The following is a 17,559-nucleotide window of genomic DNA, read 5'->3' on the forward strand; positions in this document are numbered from 1 at the left end:
GCTGAACTTGCGTCTTTTGTTCAACCAGCGCTATCGTGCGAGAACTTGGATAGGGATCACGCGGTATGAAAGATGTGAAGCCTCCTCAGAAGGACGCGTATTCGTCGATCCTCGAGGCGATTGATGTTGGTGTTTACCGGCCGGGTGACCGGTTGGTGGAAAGTGATCTGGCCGAACGGTTCGGCATGTCGCGGACACCAATCCGCGAGGCGTTGCAACGGCTTGAAACGCAATCGCTGCTGACGCGGGACGGGCGGTCTTTGATCGTTGCCTCACTGGACCACAACCAGATGGCAGAGCTTTACGTTGTGCGGACCGAGCTTGAAGGTTTGGCAGCCCGCCTTGCCGCGCGTCATGCCACCGAGGAAGAGGTGCAGGTGTTGCAGGACATGGTGCATGACGATCGTGCCTTGCTGGACGACCCCTCTGCCTTGGCGCGGGCGAACCGGCGGTTTCACAAACAAATTCACTTGGCCTCGCACAACCGCTTTCTTGTGCAGCAGCTGGACCTCGTGCATCGATCGATGGCGCTTATGGCAACCACGTCGCTGGCGGCGCAGGGACGAGGCGAAATAGCACTGGCAGAACATCAGGCGATTGTTGATGCCGTCACCCAGCGCAACGAGGACGCGGCCTATAAAGCGCTTCGAGACCATATCTCGGTCGCCTTCGTCACGCGCCTGAAGCTTGATTCCATGGCCAAGGACCAAGGCTAGTCAGCGGATCGTCTCATGGATATCTCCTCCGGGAACGTCAGGTTCGGACCTGCCGTGCTCGGTTTTGTCCCAGTAGAATGGTTTGAACAGCAGCTCGGACCACGCTTTGTAAACGGCAAAGACGCCAAGCGGAAAATAGAAGAACATCATCGGCACCCATTGCATGAGCCCTGCATGCTGTGTGCGTCCAACGGCGACAAACCCGGTTAGAAGCGAAACCAGTTCTCCAAAAAGAAAAAGGGCCAAAAGGCCCTTTGCCCAATCCGCCGGGATCACCTCGAACAATGGGGTCGCGACCCCGAAGCAGACGAGCCAGAATGACCAGAGTGCTGGGGCCAGTGTGAATTGCAGGATGGTCGCGAGGAAAAAGACCTGAAATCCCAAGAATTTCCGCGCTCCGATGTCTTTCAAGAGGCGGAAGGGCCGACGCATGTGCACAAGGTAAGTCACGATATACCCTTTCAGCCAGCGTGAGCGTTGCCGAACCCATGGCACGATGCGATTGTTCGCCTCTTCGCGTGTCACCGTCGGTATCAGGATGGTGCGATACCCAAATCGGTAAAGACGAATGCCCAGATCCGCATCCTCGGTCACGTTATGTGCGTCCCAGCCACCCACATGTTTGAGCGCCGCGCGCTTGAGATAGACCGTTGTGCCGCCGAGTGGGATCGGCAGCCCAAGCCGTGCAGCACCCGCCAGAACGACACGGAACCAGATTGCGTATTCAATGGTGAAACATCGCGCAAGCGCGTTCGACTTGGTGTTGTAGAAGTCCAGAATGCCCTGAACACAGGCGACGTTTGACGGCGCTTGATGAAACGCCTCGACGACCCGTTCGATCTGATCAATGGCGGGTGCATCTTCGGCATCCAGGACACCGATGATGTCACCGCGTGTGTGCCCAAGCGCGTAATTCAACGCCCGTGGTTTGGTCGTCAGGTGCCCATCGGGAACGCGCACCACCCGCATCCAACCCGGCAAGGAAATCGACTCGATCATTTGGCGTGTTTTGGTGTCTTTGGCTTCAAGCACCAACACCACGTCGAGCAGCGATTTGGGGTAAGTGAGCCGCGACAAGCGCAGCACCAATTCATGTGCAATCGCAGCCTCGCGGAACAAGGGCACAATCAGACTGACCACTGGCTTTTCGGCCATCGGAATCATAACGGGTTTTTCCGCTGGTTTTTGGTAGCCCGCGACAAAGACCGCGATCTTGAACCCCAGATTTGCGATCAGATTGACCACAGCGACTGCTGTGATGCCTGCAAAAAAAGCGTTTGGAAACATATAGATAAAGGCAAGGCAGATGCCGAAAAACAGCGACGCCAAGATGCCGCGCGAAAGGGTCAGCTTGTTGATATCACGGCAGCTATAGTCATCCGGGACTAGCCGCTCGGCGCGATCGGCAAGATAATCACCGTGCCGTCCCTCAACGATCCGCAAAAGATCGGCTTCTGCCACATCGGCAAACATGACCGGGCCAATCAGCTTTTCCATGATGTCACGCAACTGCGTAAGATCCCGCCCGGGTGGGGTCCCCACTAGGATTGCATTGCCGACCCGACCCCAGGGCAACACCCGGTATTCCAGATAAAATTCGGCTGGCAGCAGCGCGTCGAGTTCGGGATCAGGCGGATAAGTATCCGGGTTGAGCCGCCGCTGATGCGCCGAAAATTGCCATGCTTTTTGTAAGACACGACTAGTGGTTAAGTCGTTTGAAGTGTCCGATGCGACGTTGTTCCGACGATGCGCGGGCGTTAGCGCAAAGGGTAGATTGCTTCGTGTTTCCGACCTGCCGAACATATGCCCCCCGGACTGATCCGGGAGTCAGATAATCTGCAAACGGTTAAGCGGTGGTTAATGCCCGCTTAGGCGCTGACGGTCTTCCGAGCGGCCATCGAGTCAGCAAAGCGTTCGAAAAGGTAGAAGCTGTCCTGCGGGCCGGGGCTGGCTTCGGGGTGCTGCTGCACCGAGAAAACCGGCCGTTCGGCCATGCGGATGCCGCAGTTCGATCCGTCAAACAAAGACACATGGGTTTCCAGAACACCTGTGGGCAAGGTCTGGCTGTCCACCGCAAAGCCGTGGTTCATTGACGTGATCTCGACCTTGCCGGTCTCCGTGTCCTTGACCGGGTGGTTCGCGCCGTGGTGGCCGTGGTTCATCTTGACCGTCTTTGCCCCCAGCGCCAGCGCCAGCATCTGGTGGCCAAGGCAAATGCCGAACATCGGCAAATCGGTGTCGTTAAGGATCTTCCGGATCATCGGAACGGCGTATTTGCCAGTCGCCGCCGGATCACCGGGACCGTTCGAGAGAAAAACGCCATCGGGATTGTGTGCAAGCACGTCTTCTGCCGTCGCCGTTGCAGGCAGGACGGTCACGTCACAGCCCGCGCTTGCCAGGCAGCGCAGGATGTTGCGCTTTGCGCCATAGTCGATGGCAACGACCTTGTGCTTGGGGGCGGTTTGACGGGAGTAACCTTCAGGCCAGGCCCACCGCATCTCGTCCCAGCGATAGGATTGCGCGCAGGTGACGTCTTTGGCCAAATCCAGACCTTCGAGACCGGGGAACGCGCGTGCCTTTTCGACCAGCGCGGCAATGTCAAACTTACCTTCGGGATTGTGCTCCAATGCCACATGCGGCGCGCCAAGCTGCCGGATCGCGCGGGTCAGGCGGCGGGTGTCGATGCCGCCGATGGCAATCCGCCCGCGGGCCGCAAGCCACTCACTCAGTTCCTGCACAGCGCGCCAGCTCGAGCTTTGCGTCGGCATCCACTTGACGACCATGCCCTCAGCCACAGGATCGGCGGTTTCATCATCGTCCGGGTTCACACCCACATTGCCGATATGCGGGAAGGTGAATGTTACGATCTGGCCTGCATACGACGGGTCGGTCATGATTTCCTGATAACCGGTCATCGCGGTGTTGAAGCACAACTCCGCCACCGATGTGCCGGTTGCGCCAAAGCCCTGACCGTAGAAAATCGTGCCATCCGCAAGGGCAAGGCAGGCGGTCGGTGTGTCGTTGGAAAGCTGGGACATGGCGCGACTCCGCAGAGGTAAAATCTCGCGGAACCTAAGGCTGCGCCGCCTTGTGGTCAAGGGAAGTCGGAAAATGTGATATCTATATTTTTCAATGACTTAACGCAAGTGCTGGGTGCTTGCTTCTGAATGTGTCCTCGCTTAATGTGCGCGCTCGTTCAACCATGGGATAGGAATTCATGGACCTTCGGACCCGGCTCAACACGTCTATCAAACAGGCGATGCGCGACAAGGACAGTGCACGGCTTTCGACCCTCCGACTGATCAACGCGGCGATCAAGGATCGTGACATCGCGGCGCGCGGGGAAGGCAATGACGACGGGGTGGGGGACGACGAAGTCCTTGGCATCCTTGGTAAAATGGTCAAGCAACGCAAAGACACCGCCAAAACCTATGAAGAGGGTGGGCGGCTTGATCTGGCGGAACGCGAGCTGTCGGAAATCGGCGTGATCGAAGAGTTCCTGCCGCGCAAGCTTTCGGACGATGAGGTTGCCGCCGCTGTGGATGCCGCCGTGGCCGAAACTGGCGCTTCTTCGATCCGTGACATGGGGCGCGTCATGGGGGCACTCAAGGGCAAGTATACCGGGCAAATGGATTTCGGTGCGGTGGGCGGCATGGTCAAGGATCGGCTCTCCAACATCTGAACGGTCGATCGGGGCGCGTTTTCGGTCAACGGATACGGGACGATGCACCGACGCATCGTCGACGGCCCCTGTCAGACCGTAAAGTCTGACCTGATCGCGGCCAAGATACCGGGGGCGTCAATCCGGTTATTCTGCACAAAGCGTGTCTTGTAACCGACCCGCCCGCGCCGCGCGCCGAAGTTCTCTCCGTGGTTCAGCATGTAGAGGACAGACGGCTTTGACAGCGGTGTCAGGTCTTGTCCGGCTAGTTTTGCCAGATATGGAAACATCCGGTGTTCGTGTTGGGTTATCTCGGACATGAAGGTGGTTGAGGTCGGATTGGAAGGATCGTGATAGACCGCCGCGCAACTGCCGCAGAGCTTCCAGAATGGCTTGCGCAACGGAGTGATCCAACTGGGCCTGTCCGCCAGTCCGATATCACCTGTCGACACGTCCATCACATAACCCGATTGCACCAGATACCCACCACGCTCTTGCCGGCTGAGCATCTCTTTCACCGTGCCTTGGCGCAAGAGGTCGTCCGCGTCAAAGGACATCGCGTAACCCGGCGCCGACGCCAGATCAGGCAGCGCCTCGCAGAGCACACGCAGCTTGCGCCACTTGTCATTTCCGGGTGTTGGGTCTGTGAAGGGCAAGTAGGTGATGCGTGGATCGTCAGGCAGGTCAGGGGCGGATTGGCAGCAGACCGCAGCGCGCCATGACGGTTCATCCTGTCCCACAAAACCCTCCAGCGTCGTTCTGAGCCGCGCCACAACCGCATCCCAGTCGCCCACATGATCTGGCCCAACCATTGGCAGCAGGAACGTCACCTGCTGCGCAGTTGCTCCTTTCGGACCGGTCGCACGCAAGGCAAGTGCCGCGCGTTCAGAGGCGACCATATCCGCCGTGGGATCCGTCCGCCCAAACAGTGTCGTGCGCAGCAAATGGCGCGTGCGGGTGAGTTTCGGGACGGCGGGAACCTGTGCCATGAAGCCTCGGGTCAGGGGGTGGCGATGCGGCGAACCTTCTCACTCAGCTCCGCGTATAGCTCTTTGCGTTCGTCTTCGCTCAGAAACGCGCCGATCTCAACCTCTCTTCCGGCACCGGACAGCGTCACGTAGTGCGGAACCGGTCCGCCTTTCTGGTGCATGTTCACTTGCGTCCAGTAGGGGTTGCAATGCCACTCCTGCGGCGCGCCCTTTGGCGATTGCCGTGTCAGATGCAGGTCGTCTGGGGTGAGGGTCAGAACCTCCATGATCTGCAAATCCCTTTCGTTCCGACGCAGCGCGTACCACATCGCGCCAAGCGCCAGCAGCATGAAGGGCAGGATGCCCCAGAGCAGTACAGTGCCGATCAGCCCATAAAGCGGGATTGTCGAAAGGGTGAAGATGCCAAGGATCGTTGCCGCAAACCCATGCGCGGGCAGCGATTGATGTGGCCAGAGGCGCAGTTCCTGATTGTCCTGAGAGGTGTCGGTCCAAGTGTAGGGCATGGGTGTCGGTCAGTATCCTGTCAAAAGCATATCGCAGGCGCGGATGATGTCGTCGCGCTGATGCGCGGCCGATCCAATATGCGTCTCGAGCTGCGGAAGGGTGAGGGTCGCAAGTTGCAGAAGGTTCAATCGCAGCGCCAGATCACCCACGACAATACGTGGTGAAAGCCGATCAATGGGCGTGTGCGACCAGTCCTCTGGCACCAGCCGTGACACCACTCTTGTGTTGGCATCAGCGAGCAGGTCTGATTGGAGAACCAGCACATGGCTGCCGCTGTCGGTGCGAAAAACGTCAAATTGCTGAGCCATGTCTTACCACTGGCGATACTTGTCGAGGGGCAGGCCCTCTTCTTCAACGCGCCGGTTATACGCCTCGAACGCAGCTTTGTTGTCTTCTTTCCACCGCGCTGCCTCGGCACGGCGGACATCCTGTTCGATCCCGGCCTCGGCCGCGCGCGAAATGTTGACGCCAACAGCCTTGGCGCGGGCGATCAGGTCGGCATCAAGACTGAGGCTGGTGGATTTGCGTGGCATGGGGCTGTCTCCTACATCCGCAGGCATACCGCAAAACCTACCCGCAAACAACGGTAGGTTTGATGGCAAAAGGCCCCGGCGTTTCCACCGGGGCCCTTCGTTTCAGCTCATACACAGTTTAGTGTGCGTGTGTCTTTTCCCAGTCTTCCCGCTTCGGAAGTTGCTCGAACGTGTGCTCGGGCGGTGGGGAGGGCAGGGTCCATTCCAGCGTGTCTGCGTATTCATTCCACGGGTTCTTGGCAGTCTCGGCACGGCCCTTGGCAAGGCTCCATGCGATCACACCGATGAAGAACAGGAACGATGCAAAGGACAGGAAAGCGCCCCAGCTCGAGATGTAGTTCCAGTATGCGAACGCTTCCGGGTAGTCGATATAGCGGCGCGGCATGCCCTGACGACCCAAGAAGTGCTGCGGGAAGAACGTGATGTTCGTGCCGATGAAGAACGTCCAGAAGTGCAGTTTACCTGCCCATTCGGGGTACATCTTGCCCGTCATCTTGGGGAAGTAGAAGTAGATCCCCGCAAAGATACCGAACACCGCACCAAGGCTCATCACGTAGTGGAAGTGTGCAACAACATAGTAGGTGTCATGATACGCACGGTCCACCGCGGCTTGGCTCAGAACGATCCCGGTTACACCACCCACGGTGAAGAGGAAGAGGAAGCCGAAGGCCCAAAGCATCGGTGTCTTGAACTCGATCGAGCCACCCCACATCGTCGCAATCCACGAGAAGATCTTTACCCCGGTTGGCACCGCGATAACCATTGTGGCCAGCATGAAGTAGGACTGCTGTGTCAGCGACATGCCCACCGTGTACATGTGGTGCGCCCACACGACAAAGCCCAAGGCACCAATCGCGATGATCGCCCAAACCATCGGCAGATAACCGAAGATCGGCTTTCGGCTGAACGTTGCGATCACGTGGCTGATGATGCCGAACGCTGGCAGGATCACGATGTACACTTCCGGGTGGCCAAAGAACCACAGGATGTGCTGGTAGAGAACCGGGTCACCACCGCCAGCAGGGTCAAAGAAGGTCGTGCCGAAGTTACGGTCGGTGAGCAGCATGGTGATCGCACCCGCCAGAACCGGCAGCGCCAGAAGGATCAACCAAGCTGTGACAAAGATCGACCAGGCAAACAGCGGCACCTTGAAGAGCGTCATGCCCGGTGCGCGCATGTTCAGGAAGGTGGTAATCACGTTGATCGCACCAAGGATCGACGAGGCACCCGAGACGTGCACCGCAAAGATCGCGAGGTCCATCGACATACCGCCCTCATTGGTCGACAGCGGCGGATACAGAACCCAGCCAACACCAGACCCCAGCTGGCCATTACCGCCCGGTGCAAAGACCGAACAGATTGCCAGTGTCGTACCGGCAACAAACAGCCAGAACGACAGGTTGTTCAGACGCGGGAACGCCATGTCCGGCGCGCCGATCTGCAAGGGCATGAAATAGTTACCGAATCCGCCGAACAGCGCCGGAATCACCACGAAGAACATCATCAGGATGCCGTGGCCGGTGATCAGCACGTTCCAAAGGTGTCCGTTCGGGGTACAATCGCCCACCGCTGCTGCGGTCAGGCGGGCGCCTTCCATACACATGTACTGAACACCGGGGTTCATAAGCTCCATGCGCATGTAAACGGTGAAGGCCACCGAAATGAAGCCCGCGAGACCGGCGGCGATCAGGTAGAGAATCCCGATATCCTTGTGGTTCGTGGACATGAACCAGCGGGTGAAAAAGCTGCGCTGGTCTTCATGTTCGTGGCCGTGAATGGCGGCGTCTGCCATATCTGCCTCCTGCTGGTTCCCAATAAAAAGGCGCAGGGATTCTCCGAGCGCCATTTGTTCCATCGCCGTTTTAGAATGTGAGGCCAGCCTCGGCAACGGACGTATTTGACGCAGATCAAACTTTATTGTCGCACTTTGGTCGCAAACCGAATGTGCTGAAAGGGTCTGAGAAACTTCCTAAGTGTTTGGATCGTGGCAATAACTTGGGCCAGAAAAAAGCCCCGGACACACGTGGGTGTCCGGGGCTCTCAAATTTACGGGACTGGCTTAGCCGACCAGGCCACCATCGTCACGCGTGACAGCGACAACAGCCGAACGCGGCAGGCTGCCTTCGCCATCGGGCCAGTTGCCACCATTGTCACCCGGGTGCTGGATGCCGATGAACATGGTGCGGCGGTCGGTCGACCAGCACAGGCCGGTGACTTCACAGCCGTTCGGGCCGGTCAGGAAGCGCTCGATCCGGCCGGTGACAGGGTCGCCCGCCAGCATCTGGTTGTTGCCCATGCCAGCAAAGTCACCTTCGTTGCTGTCGTCGCCGTCTGTCTGAATCCAGATCAGCCCGGTCGAGTCGATGACCATGCCGTCGGGCGAGTTGAACAGGTTGCCCGCGTTGATGTTGGCAGAGCCCGCCTGTGCACCCTCTGCAACGGTCGGGTTACCGGCCATCACGTAGAGGTCCCAGGCGAAACCGTCGGAGCCGTGGTCACCGCCCTCGGGGCGCCAGCGCACGATCTGACCGTAGCGGTTGGTGTCGCGCGGGTTGACCGCGCTGACCGTCATCGGGTCGCCTCCGGCATTGGTGCGCACTGTGCCATCGTCGTTCAGCACGCCACGACGCGAATTGTTGGTCAGGCAGCAATAGGCCTCAGAGGCGTTCGGGTGAACCGCGATCCACTCGGGACGGTCCATCGTGGTCGCGCCGACCCTCGAGGCGGCCATGCGGGTGAAGACAGCGATATGCGCTGCGTCCATGCCTGTGGTCGCAGGGGTCAGCGGAACCCAGCGGCCGGACATGTCGTCTTCGAAGACGGCAACCGACAGCGTGCCGTCCACCAGCAGGGTCGAGGTATCTTCGCCCGGCACGTAGACGTCATTGCTTAGCCAGCGATACATGAACTCGCCACGCTCGTCGTCACCCATGTAGACGGCGACACGGCCATCGGAAGCGATGCCGTACGCGGCGTTCTCGTGCTTGAACCGGCCTAGGGCCGTGTGCTTGATCGGGGTCGCGTCCGGGTTCGCCGGGTCGATTTCCACGATGTAGCCTGCTCGGTGCGGCTCGTTCGGGTTGGTCGCGATGTCGAAGCGCGCATCGAAGCCATGGTAGTTATAGCGGCCCGCATCGACCTTGGTCGACACGCCGTAGCGGCTGAAGCCGTCCATGACCATCGAGTCGGCGGACACTTCGGACACAGCACCGAAATAGCCGTTAAAGTTTTCTTCGCAGGTCAGGTACGTGCCCCACGGTGTCCGGCCGGACCCGCAGTTGTTGAATGTGCCCAACGATTCCATGCCGGTCGGATCGGCTTCGGTCTTGAGCAGGTCATGACCAGCCGCCGGACCTGAGAAGGTCATCGGCGTGTTGTGGTGGATGCGGCGGTTGTAGGAGCTGTCGATTGCGACATTCCAGCCGTCGTCACCCTGCGCCAGTTCCATGACGGTCACGCCCTGAAAGCTTTGCAGGATGCGCACATCGTCCAGCGATTTCGGCATGCCGTCTTCGGTATGCGGCAGGTTGACGTCTGGGTTCACGTATTCGCTGTTGACGACGAAAATCTCGCGGCCGTCGACATTGAACAATTCCATGCCGTCGGTGTTTTCACCCATCACGCGGTCTGCATGCTCGAGCGCCACGCCGGTGGCGGGGTCAAACGCGTCTTCAGCATCCGAGAAAAGCGCATCGCCCCAGCGGACGACGGTCTTCCAGCTGTAACCTTCGGGAACGTGGATCGTGCCGTCGGTCTGGGCCGCGATCGGAGTGAACGGGAATCGCGATGCGGGCTGCGCCATGGCAGTGCTGCCCTTGAGCATGCCTGCGCCCATGACAGCGGCACCCGAGCCGAATGCCAGAACACCACCAAGGAAACCGCGGCGGGAAATCGCGCGCTCGACCACCTTGTCGAAGTCATTGCCCTCGGGGCGCGGGAAATTCAGTTCGTCCCATTCGTCTGCAGAAAGATTGTGGATATCTTTGGGTGTCATGATCCATGTCCGATGATGATTGCCTGAAGCCGATAAACGGCGTCTCACGCCGCACCGGTCGCAGGCAATTCACCGGATTCGGGTATCAGTTCCGTGACAGGTTTGATTCAGTTTTGCATCATCGCCAAAAACGCCATCAAAACTTTGCCGCAGCGCAACATCGAGGTCATCCATTGTCACTGGCAATCCAAGATCGACCAGAGATGTCACCCCGTATTGCGTGATCCCGCAGGGCACGATGCCGTCGAAATGGCTCAGGTCCGGTTCCACGTTGATCGAAATGCCGTGAAAGCTCACCCATTTGCGCAGGCGAATGCCGATGGCCGCGATCTTGTCTTCAGCGGTCTTACCATCTGGCAGACGTTTCTTGTCCGGCCGTTCGATCCAGACACCCACACGCCCATCGCGGATATGCCCGGTCAGACCGAACTCACCCAATGTGGCAATCACCCAGCGTTCGAGGTCTTGAACGAAACACCGCACATCGCGCCCACGCTTGCCCACATCAAGCATGACATAAACCACGCGCTGTCCCGGACCGTGATAGGTATACTGGCCGCCTCGTTTGGACGGGTAGACCGGAAAGCGATCAGGGTCTTTCAGGTCCTCGATCTTGGCACTGGTTCCCGAAGTATAAAGCGGCGGATGCTCGACCAGCCAAACCAATTCATCCGCGCTTCCTGCCGCAATCGCCGCCGCGCGGGCCTCCATCAGGGCCACGGCCTCGTCGTAATCGGTCAACCCGTCAGTTATGCGCCATTCAACCATTTATCTACCGGGGCAGCAGCCCAGCCTCCTTGATCGTCGGGATATGGCGGCGGCTGACCGGGATGTCACCCCCTTTGGTCATCTGCAACACAGCGCGGTCGCCGTCACGGGTGGCCGAGGTGACCTGATCGAAGGCGGCCCAGTGCGAACGATGCACCTGTGCGCCCGGTGCAGCGCCCACTTCGCGGATCGCATCGGCAAGGCGCATCAGGATCATCTCTTCGCCTTTGGTGGTGCGCACACGGACATAATGATCTTCGACCGAGATCGCGATCAGCGGTCCACGTTTGTCCAGTGGCAGGCGATCCAACAGGGGCACTGTCTGAGGAACGTTTGCCGGGGCAGGGGACAGGTGTCGGGTAAAGAGGTCAAGCACCGCCATCACGATCACCGAAATCACCAGCGTCGTCCCGGCGAGGGTCAGCGTCCCGTCTCCTAATGGCGCAGCGCCGAAAACCAGCCAGTTCAGTACGGTCACCAGCCCGACCATGGCGCAGCCTGTGAGGCCGCCCGCCAATAGGATACGCATGAGATGCGCAACCCCAGACTGGGACGGGCGCAGAACCGCATAGCTGACCAGATAGCCCGTCGTGTACCCGGCAAACGTCAAGAGCGTCCAATAGGCAATTCGGGGCGCCAGAGACAGGGATGACAGCGTTCCGAAAGGACCGATCAGGCAAAGCACCGCACTGACGGCGGTCAAGGCCGTCAGGGTCAGCGGATGCAGCAAATGCCGCCGCCATTCACGAAGCGCGAGCTGCGGACGCGGGTCACTCACGAAGCTGGGCCGTCATTTGCGTATCCTCTCTGGCGGCAATCGCTGCCGCGTCGTTTTGGTGCCTCATCAACAACTCAACGACAAGAGGACGCCATGACGCTTTTGCCTTTTCTCTCTGCTCCGCTGCCTGTTCAGCTTCATATCATCGCCGCCGTGTTCGCTCTGTTCCTTGGACCATTTGCACTTTATCGTCGCAGGAGAGACCGGACACACAAGGTCGTCGGCTATCTCTGGGTCACCGCCATGACCGTTCTGGCGGTCGCTTCCTTCCTGATCCCGTCACATTTCACGCCGATCGGCATCGGCCCTTTGCACGGCTTTGCGGTTCTTACGCTGTGGTCGCTCTGGACCGGGATCAGCGCCGCCATTGCCCGCGATATCGCACGGCACGAGGCGGTCTTTCGCAGTCTCTATTCGAACGGGTTGATCATCGCTGGGGCGTTCACGTTTCTGCCGGGACGCACAATGAATCAAATGCTGTTCGGAGAGCCTTCACAACTGGGTTGGGTGGTGATCGCAGCACTTCTCGGGCTGGTCGCACTGCGTGTGTTCCTGCCACGGCTGCGCCAGCAGGCATGGGCATGAAGTTTGTCGAAATTTGCCCTTGCCCCCGATTGAGACCTTCGCTAATGAGCCGCCTACCAAGTCAAGACAGTGCGGTCGTGGCGGAATTGGTAGACGCGCAGCGTTGAGGTCGCTGTGGGGTAACTCCCGTGGAAGTTCGAGTCTTCTCGACCGCACCATTTTTCAGATCATCATCGGGACGATCAGGTTTTGCAAACTACGGTTTGCTACTTTGCAAGTCGCGTCCGAAACACCCGCGCCGCCAATGGCGCGCCCATGATGACGACGAAAATCCGCAACACATGATGCGCCACGACGAAGGCCACGTCAGCCCCCACGATCAGGGCCAGCACGGTCAATTCAGCCTGACCTCCGGGGGCAAAGGCCAAAAGCGTTTCCATACCGGGAGCAAAGCCAAGACTGTAGATCGCCTCAACAAAGATCAATGTCAGCACGATCAGGATGCCGCAGAAGCCCAGTCCAGCCGCCAGGTCCTTGCGAATCTCGGCCATTGTGATCCCGGCATATTTGGTGCCGATGGTCATGCCGATAAAGAACTGTGCGGCCCAGATCGCCTCGGCGGGGGGGCGATTGTGCAAGCCGCCCGCCAGCGTCAACGCCGCGGTGACGATCAGCGGGCCAAGGATCGACGCGCCGAACAGACCTACGCGTTTCGCCAGACGCCAACCGGCAATGGCGCAGACCGCCATCAGCAGCAATTCCACAGGCGGGATACTGGTCGCCGGTGCACCGGGTGGGTTCGACAGATCCGCCTCCCAGATGCCGATAAGCAAAAAGGGCAGGGCGACCACGATCACCATCACCCGTGTCGCGTGGATGAGGCTGAGTGTGCGAACATTGGCTCCGGCCTCTTCTCCGAAGACGATCATGTCCTGCAAGCCACCCGGCATGGTCGCGTAATAGGCGGTGGCGAAATCATAGCCGCAGAAGCGTTGGAAATAGGGCACGCCAATCACCCCGATCACAGCGACCATGATCGGCACCAAGAGCAACGTGGGCCACATCGCCGGGAACGTCGCCAAAACGGCAGGGGTCAGTGTTGCGCCCACCGCAACGCCAAGGATCGTGCGCATCGTGTCGTTGAGCGGTTTGATCCCGCGCATCTTGACCCCGGCCAGAGCGGCGGCAAGACAGGCAAAGATCGGTCCCATCAGCCAAGGCAGGGGCAGGTGAAGTAGCTTGAACACGGCCACGCCCACACCTGCGATGGCAAAGGTGCGCAGAACGACGATCACGCGGACATGCCCTTGAGCCGGTAGCGGAGCGAGGTTTGCAGATGTGCCTCAGCAGCTTCGGCTGCACGGTCCCCGTCACGCTGGCGCAGGGCGGTGATCACGTCGCTATGTTGCGATACGACGATACGGATGCGGTCGGGGTCAAGATAGGTGGTTGGTCCCAAAAGGATCAGCGCGTTGTTGATCGCCTCGGCCGAGGCCAACAAAAAGCGGTTGCGGGCGGCGCGGTAAAGCGCTTCGTGGAAATCCTGATTGATCGCAGCCCCCAAGGTCGGCGTATCCTGCGCACCAAGGATGCGCCTATTCATGTCATCCAGCGCGTCAAACTCTGCCTCGGACCCGTGCTGTGCGGCCATGCTTGCTGCGGTGCGTTCCAGAACGATCCGCATCTCGTAAAGCTCGACCACTTCGGTCTGGGACAGTTTGCGGATCACCGCGCCAATGCGGGGGCGGTGTTCGACGATACCGTTGTTTTCAAGCCTCCGCAGCGCTTCGCGGACAGGAGTGCGGGACAAGTTGAGCCGTTTGGCCACGTCTTCTTCGCGCAGCCGGTCGCCGGGCGCAAAGTCACCGCTGCGCAACGCGTTGATCAGGCTGGCGTAAGCTGCCTCACCGCTGGAAAAGGGGGATGTTTTGAGATCTGTCATATTGTATCCGTTTGGATACAATATCAGTAAGGCACCAATAGGAGTGTGTCAAACCTCTGTAGATGTGAAAAACGCACCGGATGTGGCGCGTTTTTTCTCGTCTTTGTTAGGGGGTCAGTCCGCTTGGGACAGTTGGAAAGGCTCAGGCGTAACGCCGTGTACGTTTGCGTGTTCGAGCGCCCCGGCTTTTTGCAATTCTTCATGGATCAGCAACAGTTTCATGCCGTGCGACAGATCGGTGCGGTCGTGAATGCCGAGGATTGCGCCTTGTGCGTCCTTGTCGAGTTTGACCGCGTCGAAATCGGTGACATAGGTGCTGATGACCTCGGGCAAGGTTTCCGCCGCAAGGGTCAAGGGTGTCAGGGTCAAGATCAAAATGGCAATCATGCGTGTCATAGTCTGGTTTCCGTTTGGCAGCGGTTCACCGGATCAACGCAAATTTGAGGCGCAAAGTTCCGAAGTCGCGCCACAGGGTCTCGCGGCGCGGTTATGTAACTCCTCCAAATGTAGAGAGATTCTTACGGAAGCGTGCCCAGCCAGAACCATGCCGAGATCACCGACAACGCGCTTGCCATCAGTACCGAGGACGCAACCACGCGTCGGGCGCGGCCATAGATGTTGGCAAAGACATAGCAGTTTACGCCCGGCGCCATTGCGGCGGTCAGCACGGCGCTGCGAAACGCGCTGTCGTCCAGATCGAAGCTGGTGCCAAGGGTCCATGTGATCGCTGGATGCAGCAAAAGACTGATGGCGCAGACAAAAAGGATGATGCGCATGTCACCCTCGGGCCGGTAGCGGAACAGCACACCCCCCATCGCAAAGAGCGCTGCTGGCAGGGCCGTGCGCACCATCATGTCGAGCGCATCGGTAAAAGGCGCTGGCAGGGTGACGTTGAACACGTTGAACATCGCCCCGATGGCGATGCCAATCACCAACGCGTTGCGAAACATGGCCTTGGCCACGATCATTGGCAGATTGCGGTTCGGCTGGCCTGCGGCGCGGGCGCGGACGAACTCCATTGTTGTGATGCCCAGCCCGTAGCAAAGGGGCGAATGCAGCGCGATGATGGCATAATTGGCAGAAAGCGCATCTGGCCCAAAAGCGCGTTCGGTGATCGCAAGGCCCAGCAAGACCGAGTTGGCGAACAGGCAGGTAAAGCCGATAGCGACCGCATCTTCCCAGTCGCGATTGAACAGGTAGCGTGCGCCAAACAGCCCCACGACAAAGCAGGTCAAAGACCCGGTGTAAAAGCTGATCAGCAGGGGAACCGAGAAACTGTCACCCAGATCCAGCGTCCAGATCGCGCGAAACAGAAGGCAAGGGATGGCGACGTTCTGAGTAAAGGACATCAGCCCGTCAATGGACGCCGCCGACAGCAACCCGCGCCACGCCACCAGATAGCCAAAGCCGACAACCAGAAAGACGGGCAGAATGATGTCGAGAAGCGCCTGCATCAGCCGCGCGTCCGTACGGTTTGCCCGCCGTATCGTACGGTCGGCGTCACCCCAGAGGCTGCGTGATCACCATGCCATCATAGGCCGGTGTGATGTGGTCGGGGGTCTCGGCTTCGACGGTCGCATAGTCGAGGTCGATATGCATGTTGGTCAGCACACCTTGGCGGGGTTTGGCGCGTTCCATCCATTCCAGCGATTGCGCGAGGTGCGCATGGGTCGGGTGCGGATCGCGGCGCAGCGCGTCGAGGATCCACACGTCGAGGTCTTGCAGGTGGTCGGTCCAGACGTCCTCGGAGATTTTGGCGACGTCTGGTAGGTAAGCCAGATCGCCAATGCGGAACCCAAGCGCGTCGATGCTGCCGTGGTTGACCTTGAACGGGGTCAGCGTGACGGTGCCCCCTGCGCCATCCACAGTGACGGGGCCGTTGATGGTGTTCATATCAAGGATCGGCGGGTAGGGGCTGTCCGCGGGTTGCACAAAGGCATAGCCAAAGCGCGAGAAAAGGTCGTTCTGGGTGTCACCATCGGCCCAGACCTGCAGGCGCTTGCGCATGTTGAACACGATCATCCGAAGGTCATCGACCCCGTGCACATGGTCGGCGTGGCTGTGAGTATAGACAACTGCGTCCAGCTCTCCGACCCCGGCGCTGAGCAATTGCGCACGCATGTCGGGGCTGGTGTCGATCAGCACGCGGGTGGTTCCGGCCTCGGTGACGCGCTCGACCAGCATCGAACAGCGGCGGCGGGTGTTCTTGGGATTCTCGGGATCGCATGCGCCCCAGAGGCCACCAAGGCGCGGCACGCCGCCGGATGATCCGCAGCCAAGGATGGTGAAACGCATTTCGCCCATTATGCGACGGCCTCGTATTGCGCGGCTTTCCAGAACAGGCGTTCGAAATTGGCCTCGGTCTGGGCGGCGAAGTCGGCATATTCCATGCCGTAGATTTCTGCGCCGATACGGGCGGTGTGCGCGGTGTAGGCCGGTTCATTGCGTCTGCCGCGATGGGGTGGCGGGGCAAGGTAGGGGCTGTCGGTTTCCACCAGCACGCGGTCCACCGGGGCAGCCGCGAAAATGTCGCGCAACTCCTGGCTTTTGGGGAAGGCGGCGATGCCGGACATGGAGAGATAGAACCCAAGGTCCAATGCCGCGCGGGCTAGATCGGCGGACGACGAAAAGCAATGCATCACGCAGGTATAGGGCTTGGTCTTGAAGCCATCTGTGAGGATTTGCGCCATGTCGTCATCAGCGGCACGGGCGTGAATGATCAGTGGCAGGCCGGTTTCCTGAGCCGCCTCGATATGCACTTTCAGAGAGGTCTTCTGAATCTCGGCGCTTTCGGCGGTGTAGTGATAGTCCAGTCCGGTCTCGCCAATGCCGACGAATTTCGGATGCTGCGCCAGCTTGACCAGTTCATCGACCGTTGTCAGCGGCTCATCAGCGGCGCTCATCGGGTGGGTGCCAGCGGCGTAGAACACTGGGGCAAACGCTTCGGCAATCGCGCGCACCTGCGGTTCAAGGCGCAGACGGGTGCAGATCGTGACCATCCGACGCACGCCCGCGTCCAGCGCCCGGGCGATCACCTCGGGGCGTTCGTCGTTGAAATCCGGGAAGTCCAGATGGCAATGGCTGTCGGTGATCTGTGGTGTCAACATGAGGGTGGTATCAGGGATGCAGGCAGGGGCGTCAAGACGTGG

At 59.6% G+C, this 17,559-nt stretch carries 19 protein-coding genes, 1 tRNA gene and 1 pseudogene; 4 read left to right on the forward strand and 17 right to left on the reverse strand.

The window, feature by feature from the left end:
• Window positions 1-65: 65 nt before the first annotated feature.
• Window positions 66-716, forward strand: a complete 651-nt coding sequence (locus MCRY_RS08780; RefSeq protein ID WP_085629117.1) for a GntR family transcriptional regulator — start codon at window positions 66-68, stop codon at window positions 714-716.
• On the opposite strand, the gene MCRY_RS08785 is transcribed toward MCRY_RS08780, so the two are convergent.
• The 3 genes and pseudogenes from MCRY_RS08785 to carA form a co-directional block, all read right to left on the reverse strand.
• Window positions 717-2,225 carry a glycosyltransferase gene (locus MCRY_RS08785; RefSeq protein WP_238939527.1) on the reverse strand — a complete coding sequence of 503 codons (1,509 nt, stop codon included), beginning with the start codon at window positions 2,223-2,225 and terminating at the stop codon, window positions 717-719.
• Window positions 2,226-2,519, reverse strand: a pseudogene (locus MCRY_RS23595) (GspE/PulE/PilB domain-containing protein); the annotation flags it as partial.
• A gap of 65 nt (window positions 2,520-2,584) precedes the next feature.
• Window positions 2,585-3,754 carry a glutamine-hydrolyzing carbamoyl-phosphate synthase small subunit gene (gene carA, locus MCRY_RS08790; protein WP_085629119.1) on the reverse strand — a complete coding sequence of 390 codons (1,170 nt, stop codon included), beginning with the start codon at window positions 3,752-3,754 and terminating at the stop codon, window positions 2,585-2,587.
• A gap of 179 nt (window positions 3,755-3,933) precedes the next feature.
• Between carA and MCRY_RS08795 the strand changes: the two genes are divergently transcribed.
• Window positions 3,934-4,398 carry a GatB/YqeY domain-containing protein gene (locus MCRY_RS08795; RefSeq protein ID WP_085629120.1) on the forward strand — a complete coding sequence of 155 codons (465 nt, stop codon included), beginning with the start codon at window positions 3,934-3,936 and terminating at the stop codon, window positions 4,396-4,398.
• Between the two features lie 71 nt (window positions 4,399-4,469).
• Here MCRY_RS08795 and MCRY_RS08800 read toward each other — a convergent pair whose 3' ends face one another.
• The 8 genes from MCRY_RS08800 to MCRY_RS08835 form a co-directional block, all read right to left on the reverse strand.
• Window positions 4,470-5,366: a hypothetical protein gene (locus MCRY_RS08800; protein ID WP_085629121.1), complete on the reverse strand. Its 897-nt coding sequence runs from the start codon at window positions 5,364-5,366 to the stop codon at window positions 4,470-4,472.
• A gap of 11 nt (window positions 5,367-5,377) precedes the next feature.
• The gene (locus MCRY_RS08805) at window positions 5,378-5,869 is read right to left on the reverse strand and encodes a DUF2244 domain-containing protein (protein WP_085629122.1); all 492 of its coding nucleotides are present in this window, start codon (window positions 5,867-5,869) and stop codon (window positions 5,378-5,380) included.
• A 9-nt stretch (window positions 5,870-5,878) separates the two neighbouring features.
• Window positions 5,879-6,178 carry a CcdB family protein gene (locus MCRY_RS08810; protein ID WP_085629123.1) on the reverse strand — a complete coding sequence of 100 codons (300 nt, stop codon included), beginning with the start codon at window positions 6,176-6,178 and terminating at the stop codon, window positions 5,879-5,881.
• 3 nt (window positions 6,179-6,181) lie between these two features.
• Entirely contained in the window at window positions 6,182-6,403 is a 222-nt protein-coding gene (locus MCRY_RS08815) for a type II toxin-antitoxin system CcdA family antitoxin (RefSeq protein WP_085629124.1), read from the reverse strand.
• A 118-nt stretch (window positions 6,404-6,521) separates the two neighbouring features.
• Window positions 6,522-8,195 carry a cytochrome c oxidase subunit I gene (ctaD, locus tag MCRY_RS08820; RefSeq protein WP_085629195.1) on the reverse strand — a complete coding sequence of 558 codons (1,674 nt, stop codon included), beginning with the start codon at window positions 8,193-8,195 and terminating at the stop codon, window positions 6,522-6,524.
• A gap of 267 nt (window positions 8,196-8,462) precedes the next feature.
• Complete coding sequence (locus MCRY_RS08825) at window positions 8,463-10,397, reverse strand: PhoX family protein (RefSeq protein ID WP_085629125.1); 1,935 nt, start codon at window positions 10,395-10,397, stop codon at window positions 8,463-8,465.
• 69 nt (window positions 10,398-10,466) lie between these two features.
• A complete protein-coding gene (lipB, locus tag MCRY_RS08830) occupies window positions 10,467-11,165 on the reverse strand; it encodes a lipoyl(octanoyl) transferase LipB (RefSeq protein WP_085629126.1) in 699 nt (232 codons plus the stop codon).
• 4 nt (window positions 11,166-11,169) lie between these two features.
• Window positions 11,170-11,943, reverse strand: a complete 774-nt coding sequence (locus MCRY_RS08835; protein WP_085629127.1) for a LytTR family DNA-binding domain-containing protein — start codon at window positions 11,941-11,943, stop codon at window positions 11,170-11,172.
• Window positions 11,944-12,036: 93 nt separating this feature from the next.
• Here MCRY_RS08835 and MCRY_RS08840 point away from each other — a divergent pair, with 93 nt between their 5' ends.
• The gene (locus MCRY_RS08840; RefSeq protein ID WP_085629128.1) at window positions 12,037-12,528 is read left to right on the forward strand and encodes a DUF2306 domain-containing protein; all 492 of its coding nucleotides are present in this window, start codon (window positions 12,037-12,039) and stop codon (window positions 12,526-12,528) included.
• Window positions 12,529-12,599: 71 nt separating this feature from the next.
• A tRNA-Leu gene (locus tag MCRY_RS08845) sits at window positions 12,600-12,686 on the forward strand.
• Window positions 12,687-12,734: 48 nt separating this feature from the next.
• Here MCRY_RS08845 and MCRY_RS08850 read toward each other — a convergent pair.
• From MCRY_RS08850 to MCRY_RS08875, 6 genes are all read right to left on the reverse strand, one after another.
• Window positions 12,735-13,763 (reverse strand): AbrB family transcriptional regulator, encoded by a 1,029-nt coding sequence (locus tag MCRY_RS08850; protein ID WP_085629129.1) that lies wholly within the window; start codon window positions 13,761-13,763, stop codon window positions 12,735-12,737.
• Entirely contained in the window at window positions 13,760-14,410 is a 651-nt protein-coding gene (locus MCRY_RS08855) for a GntR family transcriptional regulator (protein WP_085629130.1), read from the reverse strand. Before MCRY_RS08855 ends, MCRY_RS08850 begins: the two co-directional genes overlap by 4 nt.
• 114 nt (window positions 14,411-14,524) lie before the next feature.
• Window positions 14,525-14,806, reverse strand: coding sequence for a hypothetical protein (locus MCRY_RS08860; protein ID WP_085629131.1), 282 nt, complete (start codon window positions 14,804-14,806; stop codon window positions 14,525-14,527).
• Window positions 14,807-14,928: 122 nt separating this feature from the next.
• Window positions 14,929-15,864, reverse strand: a complete 936-nt coding sequence (locus MCRY_RS08865; RefSeq protein ID WP_085629132.1) for an AEC family transporter — start codon at window positions 15,862-15,864, stop codon at window positions 14,929-14,931.
• A 46-nt stretch (window positions 15,865-15,910) separates the two neighbouring features.
• A complete protein-coding gene (locus tag MCRY_RS08870) occupies window positions 15,911-16,714 on the reverse strand; it encodes an MBL fold metallo-hydrolase (protein ID WP_085629133.1) in 804 nt (267 codons plus the stop codon).
• Window positions 16,714-17,517, reverse strand: coding sequence for a TatD family hydrolase (locus tag MCRY_RS08875; protein WP_085629134.1), 804 nt, complete (start codon window positions 17,515-17,517; stop codon window positions 16,714-16,716). The genes MCRY_RS08870 and MCRY_RS08875 overlap by 1 nt, the downstream gene beginning before the upstream one ends.
• Between the last annotated feature and the right edge of the window lie 42 nt (window positions 17,518-17,559).

The organism is Marivita cryptomonadis (assembly GCF_002115725.1).
Classification (GTDB): domain Bacteria; phylum Pseudomonadota; class Alphaproteobacteria; order Rhodobacterales; family Rhodobacteraceae; genus Marivita; species Marivita cryptomonadis.